Below are 18,722 nucleotides of genomic sequence, written 5' to 3'. Positions count from 1 at the left end.
GGAGCTCCAACGATGACCACGGCTCGCACGAGCCAATTCAATTTCTTCACGGGTTTCCTCCGTAACGGAATAGCAAGCTGAGCTGCCCTACGTACGCCGAGCCGCCGTGTGCATCGAACGCCACACCCCATCGTCGCGACGTGTACACGCGCCCTCCAACACCGAAACTTCCAATGACGCCGCTTCCAAGTCCGGGCGTTTTCATTCCGCCGGCAAACCCATCGTGCCGATGCTCGTAATACGCTGCGAGCTCTCCGCGCGGATAACCCGAATGCCCAAGATAAATGCCGAAGGCGAATCGAGGTGTGAGCAGATCGTTCGCTTCAATCCCGATTCCTGGATACCGATGCCCAGCGTAGGCAAGACCCAGCCCGAGCTCGGCGAATGATCCGCGAAGCGTCGGCCCCACGCGCACGAGGTCCAGCCTCCCGGCGAGGTTCACTTCGCCGGTCGTCACGGAAAACCCGTTCGAGGCGTAATCGTGGTTTGTCAAGGCGAACTCGACGTCCACGTACGATCCGTCCTTGGCAGGTTCACTTCCACGCGGACCTGGCCCGAAGAACCGGTAAGCGATCGCGGCGCGAGTGCGCGCATTCGCATCGTCGAGCGCGAAGTAGCCCGATGTCGAGACGCGCAGCTTTCCCATGCGCACGTCGAGCCCCGGGGTGACGAAGAACTGGTAGGCAAAGGTCGGATCGTTCACGTACATGAGGCCAATTCGAGATTCGAGCGATGGGAGCGTGACGGGAGGACTTCCGGTGCCGCCTTCGGGAGCGAGCACGCCGTAGATGTCGGCGAGAGCTGGGATGATGAGCAGTGCGCCGCCCGTCACCATGCCGAAGACCATGGGTGCGATGAACCTGCGCGTTGCGCCCGTAACGGCCGTTCCGCCCAAACCGCCGAGGGCCAGTGCCACTCCAAGTCCTTCGGCTCCAAGCAAAGCGAGTCCCGTACGGGTTTGTCCGGCGATCAAGTGGCCGCTGCCATGCACGGCGATCCCGGGAAAAATGGATCCTGCAACGGACAAACCTTTGCGCAGACGCGTTGGTTTGTCAGGGACGCATGGAGGTGGGGTGGTTTGTTTGGAACAACGATTTGGGGGTGGCTCGGGGTTTGCCCCATGCGCGGATCGAGCGCCGAACAACGTGCTGCTAGCGCACAGGACGAGAACACTCGTTGCACGTCCAAGGATCCTGTCGAAAGACATTGTCACGACTGGTTAAGGTCATCGAGCATCGTAGGTCGAGGACAATTTCATGCTTCAGACGATCCGTCGATTCACGGCAGGGCAGTTGGGGAACGAATCGCGCAGATGGGTCGCTCGGGCAAACGACCTCGACCCCAAAAAATCAACTTGTTTTCCAGGAAGAACCGTTGTTCACTACGGCTCCTGGTTGCACGTACCGCGAGGCGATGGATGAAGAGAACCAACCAAGCGGCAGTGTTTTCGATAGCGTTGCTTCTTGCCGCACTTGCCGCTTCTTGCGAAGCCGAACCACCCAGCACTGGACCATCCAGCTCCGGTAGCGGCGGCGTTGGCGGGGAAGCTGGATCCGGCGGCATGACCACTTCGAGCTCCAGTGGAGGAGCCGGAGGTACCGCGGGAGCCGGAGGCGCTGGTGGTGCCGGCGGCGCTGGTGGTGCCGGTGGCGGTGGCCAAAATTTCGGTCCTCCCGCGACGGAGACCGTCAATGGTGGCCAGTTTATGAAAAGCGATAACTATTCGATGGTTTACACGATCGGTCAACCATCTCAAATTCAGACGACGACGAAATCACCCAGCTATCGCATGCAGGGTGGCCTCATCGGGGCGACCGGGAGCTTGCCATGAGCACAAGGAACACGATCAAGCATCTCATTTCGGCTTCGATTGCTGCGGGCGCGTTGCTCGCTGGCATCCCCGCAGCGCAGGCCGTGCCGAAAACGATCACCCATCAAGGTCGGCTCTACGATGCGAACAACATGCCCGTCACGGGCACGATTGAAGTCACCTTCAAGATTTATGCGGGCAAGGATGACGTTGACTCGATATGGACGGAAACCCACTCCATAACGTTCGAGGAAGGGTATTTCTCGGCGACCTTGGGTGAGGTGACGCCCTTCGACCAACCCACGGGTCCCGTCTTCGATGGCACCGCTCGCTACATGGGAATCACCGTCGGCGCCGACACTGAAATGACTCCACGTGCCGTCGTTCAAAGCGTTCCCTACGCGATGATCGCAGGCGACGTGCTTGGCGACATTCATCCGGCGAGCATCACCGTCAACGGTAACGAGATCATCAACAGCATGGGCGAATGGACCGGTCCATCCGCGAACATCGTCGGACCGGAAGGCCCGGCGGGTCCCACGGGGCCCGCGGGCGCCGATGGCGCCGTGGGTCCAACCGGTCCAACGGGGGCGACCGGTCCGACCGGTCCGACCGGTGTCGTGTCAACCACGACCGTTGCAGGACAAATCGGCGCCATTGCTGCTGGTGGCGGCAACGCTCCGTGGGTATTTGCCGGCTCGACGGCGACGGTCACGGTGCAACCTGGTCAGCGCATCACGGGCTCGGCCGTGGCCGTGTTCGGTCATGGCAGCAACAACACCGTGCCTGTTTCGTTCAGCCTGTGCATCAGCGCCGTTCCCGCCGGTTCCCCGCTCGATGCGTTCTATACGACAAACTACCCGGACGGCACGATTCTCGCTCAGCCCACCAAAACCGCACTTTCCGCAGCAGCATCCATCGCGCCGCAAAACGTGCCCGCTGGTGGCGCGAACTTCAAAGTGGGCTTTTGCGTCAAGAACAAGTCCACCAACAACGTCACGCTCGGCTCCAACGATTACGTCAACGGTTGGTTCATTGTCACGAACTGACCTGGTCACGTCGCGGTAGCCATCGTAAAAAGCGGCGCACGCTGCTCGTGTTTTCCCGACACCAAGAATGAATCTCCAACTCGTCGCTTACGTGTTCGAGCGGGCGGGGCACCTCTTCTGCCTCGCGCTCGCACCATCGTTTCTCCCACCGGAACCAGCGCCGTCCGCCCATTCAGGCATCGGCGCGTTCATGTCCGCGACGGCGCTCGCGCTCGTCGTCGTTGCAGCGTTTCGTTTGCGCTCAAAGGTTCCGTCGCCAAAAGCATCCGTTGCTGCCGGCCTCATCGCGTTCGCCGTTGCTGCAGCCGTTGTTGGTGGAGCCGTCACTCGAGGGGAACACGCACCACTAGGCCGAGGCATCTTCGTCGTGGCCATCCCGCTTTGGAGCGGCCTTGCGCTCGCCGTGTGGGTCGCTCTGGGCCGATACTTCGACGACCGTGACAAGACGAAACGCTTGCTCGCGGCCATCGTCACGCTTGGCGTAGGTGCGGCACAGCTCGCAGCGTCCGCCTCGTGGTTGTTCTCGGTCGAGCGCATGTGGTGGGTGACGTTGGTTCGCGAGGGCGATACGTCACGAGCGCTCGTCGAGCTGACGAAGTCGACTGCTGGTGCGCGCGACGTGTCGGCGATGCGAGCTATTGTCGATCGGTGTCTCGGGACAAACCCGACGAGTTGCGCGTGTCTGTCCAAACGGTCGGATCTTGCGAGAAAGTCACGGGATTTCGACGCTGCTCTTGCGGACGCGCAGTTGGCGGTTTCGACGTGTCCTGCCGATGGGGGCGCGCAGCTTGCCTTGGTCGCGGCGCTCGTGTCGAAAGGCGACGCAGCTCGAGCCGAGCAAACGGTGCGTGCAGCGCTTGTGCAGAACGGCCAAGACCCGCGGCTTCATTACGCGCTCGCTGTGGCGCTCGAAGGGCAGGGGCGGCTTCCGGACGCTGCTGCTGCGGCGAAGCAAGCAGCGGACCTTGGTGGAGGGCGCGATGCCGAGCTTTTTGCCGCTGCGCTTTCGATCGTCGGCGGTGACTTGGATGGTGCGAGCAACCTCCTGAAAAAGCTCGTAGCGGCGTCGCCGAACGATGCGGAAGCGCACTACAACTTGGCGCTCGTTGCGGACAAGAAAAACGACTACAACCGCGCGCGAGAAGGCTACTTGGCGGCGCTCAAAGCCGATCCGACGCTGGCGAATGCTCGTTACAACCTCGCGCTGCTCACGTTTCGTCGTGGCGTCATCGAAGAATCGCGCCATCACGCGCGCAAATTTGCCGAGATATCACCGGGCGATCCGCGCATCGCCGATCTGATGCGCCGGCTCGACGGAGCCAAACGCCCGAGCCCTTGATCCTCAGGGCATGTGGTCGTGCTCGACGTGCAGCATCCCCATCATCCCCGCGTCGGCGTGATCGAGGATGTGGCAATGAAACATCCACATGCCGGGCCGATTGTCGTACGTCACGACGAACCTTTTCGTCGAGTGTACGGGAACGTCGATCGTGTCTTTCCACTCCATCGGATGGACCGGTGCGCCGGATTCGTCGAGCGCTTGGAAAAAGAAGCCGTGCAAGTGAAATGGATGCGCGAAGTCCATCGAGTTTTTTACGACGAACAGTTGCGTTTCACCGACTTTTGCCGTGATCGGCGTGCTTTCCCACGACGGGATCCCGTTGATTCCCATCGCGAGCTGTCCGTTTTGATCGTTCTGCGTAAGGTCGAGCGAAATGTTTGTCGCGGCTGAAGCATCGATCGGCGTGATCGTGCGAGAGAGCTTGGGCAGCGGTTCTGGAGTCACCGCGGGTTCATTGGCAAAGCGGATCCGAAACAGCTCTTCCTCGGGCCGATTGAACGTCGTTCCGTAGCCGCGATCGTAGGGTACCCAGCGCACGGGAAGCGTCGTTCCCGGCGCGCCACGCGGGACGACCAGCACATCGGCTCGCTCGCCTGGCGTGAGCACCAGCATGGACGACTCGATGGGCGATTCGATTCGCCCGCCGTCGCCTCCGATCCGCATGAACGAGTGGTCGGTCATGGCAAGCTGGTAGTAGCGGCTCTTGGCGGCATTTACGATGCGCCACCGTTGACGGCGTCCGGCGCGTGCTTCGATGATCGGATTGCGTCGCCCGTTGACGAGCAGGACATTGCCTTCTCGGCCGAACAGCGTTCCGAAATCTCCTCCTGAATCCGGTTTTTCCAGCGCTCCTTCTTCGTCGACTGCGATGTCGGACAGCACGAGGATCAGCTCGTCGCCCAGATCTTCGGGTTCGTTCGGATCATCCACGAGAATCGCGCCGTAAAGTCCGAAACCGACTTGAACGGCCGAATCGACATGCGGGTGGTACCAATACAAACCCGGGTCGGGCAAGACAAACTCGTACTCGAAAGACGTACCTGGCATGATTTCCGGTTGCGAATGGCCTGGCGCTCCGTCCATTGCTGCAGGGATTCGCAATCCATGCCAGTGGATGGTCGTTGGCGCGGGCAAGTCGTTTTGGAAATGAACGATCAGCTTGTCGCCAGCGGTAACGCGGAAAAAAGGTCCTGGCAGCACGCCGTCGTAGGTCCAGGCGGGCGTCGGCTTTCCTGCGATGATTTCGACGCTTCCAACGCGAGCGGTCAGATCGGCTTCGAAGATATGCGGATCGGCGTTCTTGTCCCGCGCCGATTGCAGTCGCACGGAAGCGTTCCAGCCGTCGGGTTGCCCGGGAGCTTCCGATGGGCTACTGCAACCGATTGCGCTCGCGACCAGCCCGAGAAGCACCGACTGAGTGTGCGTCCTTGTCATGAGTCAACCGTACCGCGCTCGCGGGGCGAGTGCTTGCGCGGAAAATTATTACGGGTTGCCGTTGCGTAAGGTGAAATGAAGGACTCGCGCAGCAGAAATCACTTTACGCCGGCCCGCAGCGGTGCAAAAAAGACAGAATGGATCTGCGCTTGGCCAAGCCGCTCCTCGGCTTCAGTGCTCCGCTTGCCGTTGCCGTGCTCTTGACGGGTTGTGGCAACTACACGTCCGACTATGTGCCGCCGAAAGATGGGCGTGCGCGTGCCGTGTGGGACAAGGATCGAGTGGTTGCGTCGTTGCCTGATGATGCCAACAACGCAGCGTGTTCCGCGGCCATATATGACGTTCAGGAAGATCCGACGCGTTATCGCACCTATTATGGCGGATCGACCAACATCATCATTTGGCGTCCGTGGATTGTCGTTACGGGCAGCAATCGGGTTGCCGCGTCGCCATCGACGGGACCGCGTGCACCCGCGACGGCAAGCGTGCGAGGCGGTGGAGGCAGCAGTGGCGGCAGCGTGGGATCCACTGGAAGCAGTGGTGGATCGAGCGGCGGGGGAGGTGGCGGAGACATTGGCAAAGCGGCTGTCGTATTGGTCGTCGTTGCGATGCTCACGCTGCCGTTCATTACGCTCGGATTGGGTCTTGGAAGACCCGAGCCATCCAAGGAAGTTGCTGAAGAAATCGACAAGGTAAATGCGTACAACGACCTTGCCCGATTGTCCGGATCGCCGTGCGCAGTTGCGGGGGCGAAATGAATCATCGCATGACACTTTCGGTCTTGGGTTTTTCCGCTCTGTTTTTGGCGGGATGCGGATCGGGTTTGACCGTGGTCGAGCCTCGGGTGCTTGCGCCGCACGAGCTTGCATTGCGGTACGACAATGAATTCCAAATCCTTTCGCCGGAAGGTGAAGTGGCGAGCGGCATTCGTTATCATGGTTTGACCGACTATGTGCATTGCGTGCCCGATGCTGCAAGGCACGCGCAAGCGGCAGAATCGTCGGGTGATGCGGCCGTAGGGCTCACGGTGGCGGGTATTGGCCTCGGTGTGGGCGGTTTGGCGGGCCTTGGCGGGCTTGCCTATTCGGAAAAACCCGAAGTGATGGCTGCTTTTCTCTTGTCGGGCCTTGGGGCCGAAATCGTGGGGCTCGTGCTGACCGCCGTCGGTCGAACCTACAAAGTCGACGCCAATGGGCATGCCGTGGATGCCGTCAATTATTACAACGATGCCGTCGGTAGCCGCGGCGGGCGTTGTGGACCGAATGGTGCCGAAATGCCCGAGCCTCCGCCGCAACAGGCGCCTCCCGCGGCTCCTGGTCCCATTCTCCCGGTGCCCGTCGATCAGATTCCTCCGCCGCCACCGGTCAAACCCTGGCCCGTCCAAACCACACCAGCTCCGCCTGATCGAATCTTGCTTCCGGATTGAAACCGGGTCGGGATTTGGGATGCTCGCTTCGTGGGCGCAAGCGCCCGTGATGCCCCCCAAACCCCCCGATTCGCGTTATGCAATCTTGTACACTTGCACGGGCGCTTCGCGACCTTTCACTTCGGTCTTTTCCAGCGCTTCTGCCGTCACATCCATTGGTGCGGCATGCTCCCAGACGGCGTCCGACACAAGCACCTGCGCGCCGAATTTCTTCGTCAATTGCTCGATGCGCGATGCGAGATTCACCGTATCGCCAATCACGGTGTATTCCTTGCGCGATTGCGCTCCGACGGTGCCGGTAATCGCTTCCCCCGCATGGAGACCAATGCCTACTTTGGTGGGCGGAATCTTCCCCGCCGATACCATGGTTTCTACCTCCGCGACAATCTCGATGGCCGCCGAAATCGCCTCTCGACACGGATTGCCTTCGGCCACCGGAGCCCCGAAAACGGCCATGAAACCGTCCCCGAGGAACTTGTTCACGATACCTCCGTGACGATTCACGATGGTCACGAGCGGGTCGAAGAGCACATCCAAAAAGGCGACCACTTCCTTGGGTGGAATTCGTTCTGAAAAACTCGTAAAATTGCGGATATCCAAAAACATGATGCAAACGAACTTTTGTTCGCCGGCAAAATCTCCTCCGCTGCGTAATAGTGCCTCGGCGACTTTCGGAGAAACATGCGTGCCGAACATTTCAATCGCCCGGTTTTTCTCCTCCATCGTTTCAATCGCATGCACCATCCGCCGTCGCAACTCGCGCGCGACGAATCCCGCCATGATCCCGCCCAGAATGAAGATAATTCCCTTGACCAAAAGCGGTACGGGCGAAATCAATACGGATGGGTTCGGAATGGTCGTCGTTTTCGAGAATTCAACGAGACCCGCAATGACGAATGCCAATGCGGATGCAACACCCGTAAAAACAGATAATGCAAAATCCAATTGCAAAATCGTCAGCAGCACGAAAATGAGATACAAGTACGTCGGCGGTGACGTAAACGCGAAAATGGGATCCACGACCCACGCGAACGCGAGCACGAACAAGGTCACGTAAATGGCCTCGAATACGCTGTTCGCGAACCGCACCCCGCGCGGCATTCTTTGGCCGCGAGCGAGCAGTCGCGCAATCAACTGCCGCGTCACGAGGCCGTAAACGACGGCTCCCGACCCCGCCACCACCGTTGCCACGACGAGCCTGTCAAAAGTATCGGCAGCAAATGCGCCAGACCATTGCGTACCCATGCGCAACGTCGCGTACACGAACGGCATCCCGCACGCGATTACGATTGCCAAAATGGTTTGTCGCAGCTTCTCCGACTCGAGAATCCCCCGCTCGATCTGCTCCTCCAGTGCTCGCTGGCGCTGGTCCATCCGCCGAGCTTACACCATCACGCGCGCCCGCGATCAGAGATCCATTCCGAGCAACCGGCCCTCCGGCTTCGATGCGTCGAGCAGAGGCTCCAGCAAATACGGCGCCTTCTGCATGTCCTTGGGCGGCGGCGCCGTCGTCGTCACGATGTACTGAAACGGCGCGGACATGCCCGGCGTAGCCTGATCCTCGATGTGTTTGGCGTAGAGAAAAAGCCGCTCGTAGATGCGCCCATCCATGTCAGCTTCACGTGGCCCATCGTGCACCAACATGCCCGGCGATGCGCCATGACCGTCTACGCCGAGCTCGAGCGCCGCAAGATCGAACGCGAGCAGCTTGATCGTCTCCATCGCCGCTCCATCACGCTCGCCACGATCCTCCACATACAGCTCGATGCGACGGTTTTTCACGAGCGTCTTCGCTTCGACGTGCTCGCCGAGAAGCGCCCTCACCACCGTGCGAAAACGATCCGAAATTCTTCCTTGAGCATCCTGCCTCTGGCGCTGCAGCGTCGCTTGCCGCTCCACCGATGCCTTCAAAAGATCCAGCACTCGTGCGAGGCGGTCCGAGTTCTGCTGCGCCTCGTGCTCCGCCTTCGCCATGTAGCCGTAGAGCCTTTCGAGCTCCTCGATCGCTGCACGCTCGGCAGCAATTCGCTCGCGATCGGCCGCAAGATCTGCGCGCTTTTGCGCATGCGCGGATTCGGCCGCCTTCTGCAGGCTACGCGCTTCATCGAGCGCGCTTCGTGCTTCGTCGATCGCTGCTGCAAGCGCCGCCGCATCTTCCTTCGTGCTCGACGGCGGAGGTTCGCTCGCCTCGTTCGCCTTCTTTTCATGCGCCGCAAACAGCTTGCATCCCTTGGAGCGCGCGACATCCATCGGCACTCCACACACGTTCGTCAGCGCATCGGACGGCACCGTCACAAGGCGCGCTTCACGCGTTCGCGACCGCTTTTTCTCCGCGCGCGGCGCCTCCAGCTCACGCAAGCGCTGCGCACACGCGCCCGACGCTTCCGCCGCTGCCCGCGCGTCCGCTTCCGCTCGTTCGACTGTGCTTGCCGCTTCTTCGAGCCCTCGTTCAATCTCTTCGATCGCTCGCCGCCGGCTCGTGACACGTTCGCGAAAACGCATCGCAAACAGAGGTCCCGCGTCGACCGCCGAATCCTCGATGCCCAATAGATTCGCGAGTCTCCGTCGGTCTTCCACCACGCGGTCCAGAAGGCGCGGAGCCGTTTCGTCGAGACCTTGTTTTTCCTGCGTCAGGTCCTCGAAGTGCCGCTGCGCTTCGCCCTCTTCGTCCGACATCAGTCCGCACAAAGCACGAAGCACCACGTGTCTGTCATCCATCACGATGCGCGGACTCTCCGATTCGCTCGACGGATCGCGCCACTCCACGAGCCCCGCGAATCGAGCTTCCTGATCGCGCGTGACCCATGCGAGCACGTGTTCCCACATCATGGGTGAACGCGCGTGAGGTAGTTCCTTCACGGGCACCGGATCGATCACCACGCGACCAAGTGCCGCGACAAACTCTTGGTAACCTCCGCGTCCTCGTTCTGCGAGCGCTTCGGCGATCGTCATTCCTTGGACTGCAAACGGATGCACGCCGAGCCCGAACGGCCTGCCGACGACCCATCGTTCGTTGCCGACGAACACTTCTCCGACGACCCATCCGTTCGGCAGAGCTTCGCGGATTTTTTCTTGAGCGCGCGTCGTGCCGAACCGTTGTTCGCCGAGCAAGTACCGGATCATGCGGCAAAACGTGGTTTTTCCCGCCGTGTGCCCCGTGATTTGACCATCTCCCAGTCGGTTCTCCAGGCCCTCGGGAGCAGGCGGAGCCCAGAGCACGTTGAGCCCTCGACGAAGCCGGATTCTCCGCAGAAGCGACGCTTCGGACGCATCGAAGTCGCGCAAGAAGTGAAGCTCGGACACCCAAACGAGCGGATCGGGTCGCCCCTTCGGTGTAGGTGCCGAGGGAGGTGCTGGTGCTTCAATCGCGAACAAATCGAGCTGCGTCATCCGGCGCTTACTCATGGCCCGCCCCATACCACGACGTACCGGCGATCGCCCAACCTGCTGTAGGGGACGCGCGCATTTCTCTTTCTCATCCGGGGTGGTACACCACCGCCATGCTCGTTGACTCTGCCAAACGCTCGACGTCTTTGGTCCTTGCAATTGCGACGATTCTTCTCGTCGTGCCCGCGCCAGCTTGCTCGCGATCGCAGGATCAGCCGAGCGCTGCGCGTACCGCACCCAGCAGCGCGCCAAGCCAAACGTACTCGACGCGCGGCAAAGTACGCGCGATCGGTGAACGCAAGGACAACATCACGATCGCCCATGAAGAGATCCCGAATTACATGAAGGCGATGACGATGATGTTCGAAGTAGAACGACCGGAGATTCTGAACGACGTGAAGGTCGACGATCAGATTTCGTTCACGTTCTCGGATCGCGACGGGCGGCTCTACGTCGAGTCGATCACCAAGACCAAGTGATTGAGGGCCCGGGAGAAGGCCATATTTTCCGGCACTCGCGGTTCCCCCAAACTCGCCCGCTTCGCGGGCTCGAACAGTGGGACCCACCACGAGCGCCGGAAAATATGGCCTCCTCCCTTCACAAGAATCTCGTGCGAAGAGTGGGTTTGTCTTGGTGAAATGAGTTGGTCAAGACCAACGGTTCTTTCCACTCTTCCCAAGTCCATCGAGTAGCGCCATCATGGGCCGCTCCGATGGATCCTCACCGCCTCGTCGCGTCGTTTCTCGATGGTCGTGCTCGCGTCGGTGCCGAAGGATCGCTCACGCTCGGACCTCGGCGCAGTGCGAACCTTGCGGGCAAGCTTCGTCGCGCGTACCGGTGGATCGTCGAACAAGCGCTCGTGTGTCCGTACCTCGATTTGGATCTGGGCGAGGTGAAGTCGCTCGGACGCGGGGAAGCTCGTATCGATCTCGCAGGAGCGGGCTTTGCGTCCTACGTGCTTTTGCCGCTTTGCAACTTGGCAACGTCGCAACGTTTGCTGTTTGTCGGGGCACCAGGACGCGGAAAAACCACGATGGCCACGCTCATGGCGGCGCTCGCCGGAATTCCTCGCGACGAGATTCGACGCATCGTGCAGCATGGTCATCCGCAACTCACGACGGCTGATCTATTGGGAAGTCCGCTTCCTTCGAGCCTCGTGAAGGCCGAACAAGCAAGCGAGGTCAAAGTCGAGTGGCGCAAGTGGATTGGCAAACGCGTCAAAATCATCGACGAATACAATCGCATTCCGACGAAAACACAGTCGGCGCTTTTGTCGCTGTTGGCGGAAGGTTACGCAGAGAGTTTCGAACAAGTGGCGCTTGCGGGTAAATCCGCATGGTTTCTCACGGCAAACGATGATGCAGGTGGAGGGACGTTTCAGGTCATCGAAGCCCTGAAAGATCGCATCGATCTCGTCGTGCGAGCGCCTCCGTTTCATGCGCGATCGCTCGATGTTCTCGAAGAGCGCGTGAGCGATCCTGCGGCGCCTGAAGCTCGAGTGCCCACCGATGTGGTGTTCACGGCGGAAGAGCTCGATCAAGTGGAAGCCGAAATTCGAGGCATCCCAGTGCCGGCGCCGGTGCTCGACATTCTTGGTTTTTTCGTGGGACAACTCGATTTCTGTCGCAGGGCTTCGGATGTGCTCGAATATCGCAACAAGGACACGCTCCACTTGGCGGGGAAAAAAGTTGCCAACGTGTGCAACGAAGATTGTCCGCTCGACAAGAACGCGCACATTTGTACGCAAACGGAAAATGGCGTTTCCGCGCGGGCTCTGCAAGCGATCTTGTTGTTTGCGAAAGCCATTGCGTATTTTCGTGGGACCATGGAAGTCAGCGTCGCCGACGTGCGACTCGTGCTCCCATTTGCCCTTTTCGACAAGCTTCGCGTGAATCCCCAAAGCCCATACTTTTACAAGCCTGAAACGCGCGTCTTGCTGCTCGATCGAAGCACGTGGATTCAGCGGCTCTTCGATCAATCGACCACGCAATATGCAACGTACGCTCCGCTTCGTGAAATGGTGCTTGCCCTGCGAAAAGAGGCAGAGAGTGCTGCGCAAACGCTGACGACGGCCGACATCAAACGGCGCATTGGAAAAGTGCAACGCACGCTTGAAGAATTGCTCACCCGAGCCGACCTTTCGGGGCCCATTTATGACGATCTCGTGCTCTTGAAAAACGTGCACGAAAATTACCAGCGCAGACTCGCAGCCGCCGTGCGCCTCGAACGTGAACAAGGTTCGTCATGACGACCGATCTGGAAACCATCGTCGAGCATCACGAGCGTGAAGGAGAGCGCCGTTTTTCGCGCTGGGATGGTGAATCGTTCCGCGCGGTCGTATTCGGTCCGGGCAAACGTCTCGCCGCGGCCATCGATGGATCGCCCGATGCCGCGCAGGTTTTTCTTGGATGGTTGCGGCTCGTAATGGAAGCCATTGGACTCGGCTACATTCGACCGGGTATCGTGGCGCCCGAGGACAAACTCGCGTTTGCGCCAGAAAACCTACTCGAGCTCTTGCTACTCGATTTGATTCCGGGCAAATTGGGCGCATGTGCGCCTACGGGGCGCGTCGCTCTTTTGGCCAAAGCATGGAATTTGGGCGAAGGATTGCTCGGCGAAGCCCCGTGGCTCAATGTATGTGCTGCTTCGGCAATGGCCAATGTCGGTTCGCTCGTGGACATCGAGGGCCGGCTCTTGCGCGTTCTCGATACTGCGCTTGCTCCGCGCACTCGTTCTTCATTTCAGGGGCCATATGCCGTGCGCACGCTCGATTTACGAGACGTGGATGGCGCGTTTTTGCCGGGTCGCATGCATTTTGCGCAGCCCGCGCTCGTGTGCGTGCACGATCGCAAAAGACCGGCATTGTCCGCGGGCGTATTGCTTGGCGCTCGAAATGCCCCGAGCCTTGCATTTCGTAGCCCGTGCCTTGCCGATAAAGTCGCGGCAGATCCAGGGCTGCCCACGGTGTCGCTCACGCAAGCGGGCCTTTGCGTGGGTGATGCGCGTGTGCCGCTTCCGTATTGGACGCGAGGTCATGCGGTCATCGCATCGCGCGCGGGGCTCGTCGTGGCAAGCGCGCTCGATTCGCAACGAATTTGGATTGTGGAGAGCCCGTGAAGGACGAGCGAGCGCGCGCCCGCCTCGATGCTCTCGTCGACGCGGCGTTCCCTCGCGCGCTTTCGCGATATTCGCCCTATTTGCTCATTCGTCGCCCCATCATCGACGAAGACGGAAGCATGCTCGCGCGCATTGATCTCGCGTCACGCACCATTCGCCTCGGAGCTTTGGCGATCGCGGAAAGCCAGCTCGAAGATTCGCTCGAAGCGCTCATTGCGCACGTGATTGGCCATCATGTCGGATATCCGGGAAGTCCGGTTGCGCATGCGCGTCTATTGCTTTTGGAGCGTAGCTTTTTGCCGAAATTGCCGCGCACGCTCACCGTGCCATTGTACGAGCTCTTGATTGACGAACGGCTTGCGAGAACGTCAACAGCAGATGCGCCCATCGAAGATGACCTTTGCCGCATTCTGGCTTCCCGCGCGGCGCTCGCTCCGGATGATGCGCTTTTTTTGTTTCAATGCGCTGTCGTCGAAGAAATGTGGCAACGCCCTGAAGGCGAAATACTCGGAAAAGCCAAAGCGGAATTCGACCGTGACTTTCCGCATCATCGGCTGGATGCGCGTCTCTTGGCACAAAACTTATTCGGTTATGCGCCGGATCTCACGCTACAATACCTTTACTTTGCGTCCATCGCATTTCCGTACGCGCTCCAAAGCTCAGGTCAGGACCAAGGAGCCGATGCGGGGACGATGGACGGGCAACCTACGGCGGAGGAATGGGCCGAGGCGCTCTTGCCAAAAAAAGCCGAAAAAACGGCCATTGAAAAAGCCATCGAAGAAAAGTTCTTTTCCGACAAACTTGCGAAGGCATTGAAGGAACAGGGGTTGTCGCAACGTGCGGGTGGTGTGCCAGGCGAAGGGAATGATAGATCGAGGCTCGTGACGGACGTCATGGCCGCGCATTATCGCCGCGAAGCGGAGAAGCATTTGTTTACGCCTCCGACCGTGTCGACATGGTCCGAGGCGCTCGTACCGACGACGGTCGAAGAATGGGAACCAGGGGAAGCGGTTGCGGATATCGATTGGCTCACGACGCTTCGCCTGCGCGGCGAGGTTTTGGGTAGCGCAACGCCGCTCGTGCGCGAACGTATTGCGGACGAAGAAGGCACGGTCGTGCCGGCGTTCGAGGGGCGAACCGAGATATACCTCGACGTGAGTGGTTCGATGCCGGATCCGACGCGCGAGCTCAATGCAATGACGCTCGCGGCGCAGATCCTCGTGACGGGGACCTTGCGTGCCGGAGGTGCAGCGCGGGCGCTACTTTATTCGACGTCGCACGAAAAAGCGTGGGAATTCTGCCGTTCAGAAACCATTCTGTCGAAATTCTTGATGCGATACATCGGCGGAGGAACGGAATTTCCATTCGACGTGCTGGCCGCATCCGTGGAAGAGCAGCGTGATTTGCAGCCCATTCGCGTCATCATCACCGATACCGACTTCGACGCAAATTACGACAAACGGCTGGAAAACAAGATCATTTTCAAGCGCGCTGCGGAGCGTTCCCCGGCGCTCGTGCTGCTCCTGCATGCGCCCCGCCAAGAGCGCGTTCGAATCTATGAACAGCTTGGAGCACGCGTCGTCGCGGTTCGTACATTAGCGGACTTTCCGCGCATGGCTGCAGCGCTCGCACATTCGCTCTTCGATCCTGGAACAAGTGCAATGCAGCCGGAAGGGATTGACCCTGCCAAACCCAGTAGCGAGGACAAACGCCGTGTTTTTCAAAAAAAGCTCGCTCGTTGAGCATGCCGCGCCTCCCGTGGAAGCGACGCTTTTGCCCGAAAGCGTTCCATTGCCGCTCGAAAGGATCGTCGTGGCAATGTCGGAAGTGCTCGGGGAATTCGATGTCGCGACGGCCGACATGGATGTAGCACGGGCAAAATTGGCGGATATTTGTCGGGATTTGTCGCTCGATCCGATGGATCCGCTGGAAATGGACATGCTCGCGGCAAACTTCGATCGTGGCGCAATCGAAAGAATGGCGGTCATCGTGTCATTGCTGGAACGCGGCGCCATCGATCGCGAAATGTTACGGCGAATTTTTGACAAGCGAATTCGTACGGCGGTGAAGGGTGGGGTCGTCGAGCCTGCGCGAGTGTCATCGTTCGTCACGTTGGAACTGTTGACGCAGAGCCAGCTTCGTCGGGAAGAATTGGCCCGGCGCGTGGTTTTGGGGTTTGGCGCGTCGGTGCTCGGGGAAAAACTTGCAGAATCACGCGCGGCGCTCGAACGATTGGATTATGGGCGGCTGATGGAGGAGTCGAATCGGGCGCGGAGGGTGCTGAAAGAGCAGGGGAGTCGGTAGCGGGTGGTGTTGCGGAACTTGTTTGCGACTTTCGACTGACCTTGTACCATGCGCCCCATGTCGGAGAGTGCCAGAGCAACGGACGCGCCGCCCCCGCCGTCATCGCGGGGAGGAACCGGGCGTCGCCAGCGGACGAGTCTGATTTTTTCGAACGAACCTGCGCCCGGTGCTCCGCCGGGAACGCTCGTCGTGCACGACACCGAGCCGCCGAAAATTTACATGATGGACTATTGCGACAAACGCGTCGTCGAACGGTGGATCGATTCGGTCGAGGAATGCGTCGAGTATTTGCACGACGAAGCGACGAGCATTACCTGGATCGACGTGCAAGGTATTGGCCACAAACCCACATTCGAAAAACTCGGCGAAATATTCAAAATTCATCCCTTGGCGCTCGAGGATGTGGTCAATGTACCGCAAAGGCCCAAAAGCGACGTGTACCACGGCCAGCACGTGATCATTTCTCGCATGGCGCAAATGAATGCAAAGGATGCGATCGTGACGGAGCAAGTCGCAATCGTGTTTGGTAAAGGGTTTGTCCTAACGGTTCAAGAAGAACCCAGCGCGGACGTATTCGAGCCCGTGCGAGAACGTATTCGAAAGGGCCGAGCGCTCATGCGGCTCGGTGGGGCGGATTATTTGGCATACGCGCTGCTCGACGCGATCATCGATGGGTTTTACCCGGTACTCGAGAAGATTGGCGACAAAATCGATGAAATCGAGCTCGAGGCTTTGAGGGGGAAACGGCACACGGCGCGTCGCATTCACGACATCAAGCGTGATTTATTGCAGCTTCGGCGAGCCATTTGGCCTCAACGGGAGCTCGCGAACTCGCTCCTTCGTGACGAATCGCATCATATCCAGGAAAATACGCGGCTGTATTTGCGCGACACGTACGACCATGCGGTGCAAGTGATGGATATGGTGGAGACGTTTCGCGAAATCGCGTCGGGTCTCATGGATGTGTATTTGTCCGGCATGTCGAATCGCATGAACGAGATCATGAAGGTCTTGACCATCATTTCGACCATATTTTTGCCGCTCACGTTCATCGCCGGCGTGTATGGGATGAATTTCGACACGGAAGTATCGCCGTACAACATGCCGGAGCTGAAATGGCGTTATGGTTATCTCGCGTCGATCGCGTTCATGGCGCTCAGCGTGTGCGGGCTTTTCGTATTCTATTGGAAAAAGGGATGGCTGGGGAATGGGCGGGATGACAAGGAGTAGCAGCCGGCTACTTCGGGGGAGGTTCGGGTGGAGCGATCGTCGTGGAACCAGCGCCCCAGAATGAAAGATTTCCGGGGGCATTCGGTATCGGAATCTCGCCGGAAATGATGAGTTGCCCATTGACGAACGTCATTTCGAATAGCTGCCCGTAATCGGTGAAGCCGTAGACGCTGCCGGCCCAAAACGCGATGCCAAATACGGAGCCATATCCGGTGGGGCCCCAATTCTTCACGAGCGCCCCGGTTTTCGGATCGACCTCGATCAAGCAATCGCCGCAGCCATTGCCATTGACCGTCAAATACGTGCCGCCGCCTTTGACGGATACGATGTCGCCGCTCGAGCTGAAGCCGCTGCCGATGTTACCGATTTGCTGCACTTGACCCGACGTCGTGCTGATACGCACGTAGGTCGAACCTTGATACCCCACCAGCACATCGTTGTTCGGATCGAGCGTTCCTGCGGGAACGAACGATAGTGAATTCGGGTAACTCCCGTTTGAAATCAACGTGCATTTGGCGTTTGTCTTGTCAATCCAATACAACCCACCAAACGTCGTCGCGATGATGTTCGAATCCTTGTCGATCGCCAAATCGATGACGCTCGAACAGCCTTGGAAGTTACCGATGACGGTGACTTGTTTCGAATAAGGTTCGAGCTTGTAGAGCGTGCCCGCGCTGTGTCCGAAGACCTCGCCCGGTGTTTGCGGGTCGGGCATGCCGCCATCCGTCGGGAAATTGAAGCCGCCTTCGCCGCCGGATCCAGCTTCGCCTGCAGCGCCGCCTTGGCCTGCAGCGCCACCTTGCCCCGCGGAACCTCCAGCGCCGCCTTCACCGGCTGCGCCGCCTGAATTGCCGAACGTACCTCCAGGGGGCGTCGCCGAGCAGCCGACGACGACGATGCTCAAGGTGATTCCAAGGCCTAGACCCAATGGAAAAATGGTTGCGTTGCGCATGCGAAGGACCTCCACGATTGAAGAAAGCGAAGTCTGACTTCTTAGACCAGCCCGTTTGTTTCGCCAGCGCAAGACAAAAAAAGAGCGCCTGCTCGACGGTGGGGGGGGAAAACCGGAACAGGCGCTCGGCCAATGCATGTTGCAACTCGCGGGCCAACCCGATATCAATGAAAATTCGCTGAATTACGCCAGGATGACGCACTCGGGCATTTCAATTTTGCAACGCGGAACGTGTCGGGATTTCAATTTCGATTCGCAACGCGGGTGCTCGCCGAGCTTCAAAGGCACGTTTCAAGTTCGCGGCCTTGCAAAAACATCTCGAATGAAGTCGAAGATGGTGTGGTCTTTGTAATCACGAAACTCGCCGGCATCGAAATAAACGCCGCCGCACGTGGAACACGTTTCGTACCAAAGATGCGATTGCGCCGGGTCCACCATGCGCACCATTGGCGTACCGTCACGCGGGCAGCACACGTGGCGTATCGTGTTGTGTTTTCGACCCAAGACGGGGTCGCCCGAGTCGATCACTTCCGACCCGCGCATGGACTTGAGCCGTTCGTTCTCCCGGCTATCGAAGAAAAGGCCCTTGCATTTCGTGCATCTATCGACCTCGATGCCCTCGAAAACGATGATCTCCATGGATGACTTGCATTTGGGGCAGTTCATGGGCG

The 18,722-nt window shown here is 59.4% G+C and carries 17 protein-coding genes; 11 read left to right on the top strand and 6 right to left on the bottom strand.

The features are described 5' to 3' along the window. Positions 1 to 46: 46 nt before the first annotated feature. Positions 47 to 1,213 (bottom strand): hypothetical protein, encoded by a 1,167-nt coding sequence (locus tag IPM54_07110; protein MBK9259594.1) that lies wholly within the window; start codon positions 1,211 to 1,213, stop codon positions 47 to 49. Between the two features lie 348 nt (positions 1,214 to 1,561). Between IPM54_07110 and IPM54_07105 the strand changes: the two genes are divergently transcribed. The 3 genes from IPM54_07105 (at position 1,562) to IPM54_07095 (ending at position 4,198) form a co-directional block, all read left to right on the top strand. After that, positions 1,562 to 1,831 (top strand): hypothetical protein, encoded by a 270-nt coding sequence (locus IPM54_07105; protein MBK9259593.1) that lies wholly within the window; start codon positions 1,562 to 1,564, stop codon positions 1,829 to 1,831. Beyond that, positions 1,828 to 2,859, top strand: a complete 1,032-nt coding sequence (locus IPM54_07100; protein ID MBK9259592.1) for a collagen-like protein — start codon at positions 1,828 to 1,830, stop codon at positions 2,857 to 2,859. Before IPM54_07105 ends, IPM54_07100 begins: the two co-directional genes overlap by 4 nt. A 67-nt stretch (positions 2,860 to 2,926) precedes the next feature. Beyond that, positions 2,927 to 4,198, top strand: coding sequence for a tetratricopeptide repeat protein (locus IPM54_07095; protein MBK9259591.1), 1,272 nt, complete (start codon positions 2,927 to 2,929; stop codon positions 4,196 to 4,198). 3 nt (positions 4,199 to 4,201) lie between these two features. On the opposite strand, the gene IPM54_07090 is transcribed toward IPM54_07095, so the two are convergent. Further along, positions 4,202 to 5,635, bottom strand: coding sequence for a multicopper oxidase family protein (locus tag IPM54_07090; protein ID MBK9259590.1), 1,434 nt, complete (start codon positions 5,633 to 5,635; stop codon positions 4,202 to 4,204). A gap of 149 nt (positions 5,636 to 5,784) precedes the next feature. On the opposite strand from IPM54_07090, the gene IPM54_07085 reads away from it, so the two are divergent. After that, positions 5,785 to 6,393, top strand: coding sequence for a hypothetical protein (locus IPM54_07085; protein ID MBK9259589.1), 609 nt, complete (start codon positions 5,785 to 5,787; stop codon positions 6,391 to 6,393). A gap of 8 nt (positions 6,394 to 6,401) precedes the next feature. Continuing rightward, positions 6,402 to 7,061 (top strand): hypothetical protein, encoded by a 660-nt coding sequence (locus tag IPM54_07080; GenBank protein MBK9259588.1) that lies wholly within the window; start codon positions 6,402 to 6,404, stop codon positions 7,059 to 7,061. Positions 7,062 to 7,136: 75 nt separating this feature from the next. On the opposite strand, the gene IPM54_07075 is transcribed toward IPM54_07080, so the two are convergent. Together IPM54_07075 and IPM54_07070 are read right to left on the bottom strand one after the other, a co-directional pair. Next, positions 7,137 to 8,435, bottom strand: coding sequence for an adenylate/guanylate cyclase domain-containing protein (locus tag IPM54_07075; GenBank protein ID MBK9259587.1), 1,299 nt, complete (start codon positions 8,433 to 8,435; stop codon positions 7,137 to 7,139). A 33-nt stretch (positions 8,436 to 8,468) separates the two neighbouring features. Further along, a complete protein-coding gene (locus tag IPM54_07070; protein MBK9259586.1) occupies positions 8,469 to 10,466 on the bottom strand; it encodes a hypothetical protein in 1,998 nt (665 codons plus the stop codon). Between the two features lie 95 nt (positions 10,467 to 10,561). Here IPM54_07070 and IPM54_07065 point away from each other — a divergent pair, with 95 nt between their 5' ends. The 6 genes from IPM54_07065 to corA all read left to right on the top strand — a co-directional run bounded on the left by IPM54_07065 (position 10,562) and on the right by corA (position 17,099). Next, positions 10,562 to 10,927 (top strand): copper-binding protein, encoded by a 366-nt coding sequence (locus tag IPM54_07065; GenBank protein ID MBK9259585.1) that lies wholly within the window; start codon positions 10,562 to 10,564, stop codon positions 10,925 to 10,927. Between the two features lie 233 nt (positions 10,928 to 11,160). After that, positions 11,161 to 12,696, top strand: a complete 1,536-nt coding sequence (locus tag IPM54_07060; protein ID MBK9259584.1) for a MoxR family ATPase — start codon at positions 11,161 to 11,163, stop codon at positions 12,694 to 12,696. After that, positions 12,693 to 13,565, top strand: coding sequence for a hypothetical protein (locus tag IPM54_07055; protein ID MBK9259583.1), 873 nt, complete (start codon positions 12,693 to 12,695; stop codon positions 13,563 to 13,565). The genes IPM54_07060 and IPM54_07055 overlap by 4 nt, the downstream gene beginning before the upstream one ends. After that, a complete protein-coding gene (locus IPM54_07050; GenBank protein MBK9259582.1) occupies positions 13,562 to 15,307 on the top strand; it encodes a hypothetical protein in 1,746 nt (581 codons plus the stop codon). Before IPM54_07055 ends, IPM54_07050 begins: the two co-directional genes overlap by 4 nt. Further along, positions 15,279 to 15,869 carry a hypothetical protein gene (locus IPM54_07045; GenBank protein MBK9259581.1) on the top strand — a complete coding sequence of 197 codons (591 nt, stop codon included), beginning with the start codon at positions 15,279 to 15,281 and terminating at the stop codon, positions 15,867 to 15,869. Before IPM54_07050 ends, IPM54_07045 begins: the two co-directional genes overlap by 29 nt. 48 nt (positions 15,870 to 15,917) lie before the next feature. Beyond that, the gene (corA, locus tag IPM54_07040) at positions 15,918 to 17,099 is read left to right on the top strand and encodes a magnesium/cobalt transporter CorA (protein MBK9259580.1); all 1,182 of its coding nucleotides are present in this window, start codon (positions 15,918 to 15,920) and stop codon (positions 17,097 to 17,099) included. Between the two features lie 7 nt (positions 17,100 to 17,106). Here corA and IPM54_07035 read toward each other — a convergent pair whose 3' ends face one another. After that, entirely contained in the window at positions 17,107 to 18,051 is a 945-nt protein-coding gene (locus tag IPM54_07035) for a hypothetical protein (protein MBK9259579.1), read from the bottom strand. Positions 18,052 to 18,342: 291 nt separating this feature from the next. Further along, entirely contained in the window at positions 18,343 to 18,717 is a 375-nt protein-coding gene (locus IPM54_07030; protein MBK9259578.1) for a zf-TFIIB domain-containing protein, read from the bottom strand. Between the last annotated feature and the right edge of the window lie 5 nt (positions 18,718 to 18,722).

This window comes from Polyangiaceae bacterium, assembly GCA_016715885.1.
Lineage (GTDB): Bacteria > Myxococcota_A > Polyangia > Polyangiales > Polyangiaceae > Polyangium.
The sequence above is the reverse complement of the archived record's forward strand: the minus strand, read 5'-3'. Positions and strand labels throughout refer to the sequence as shown.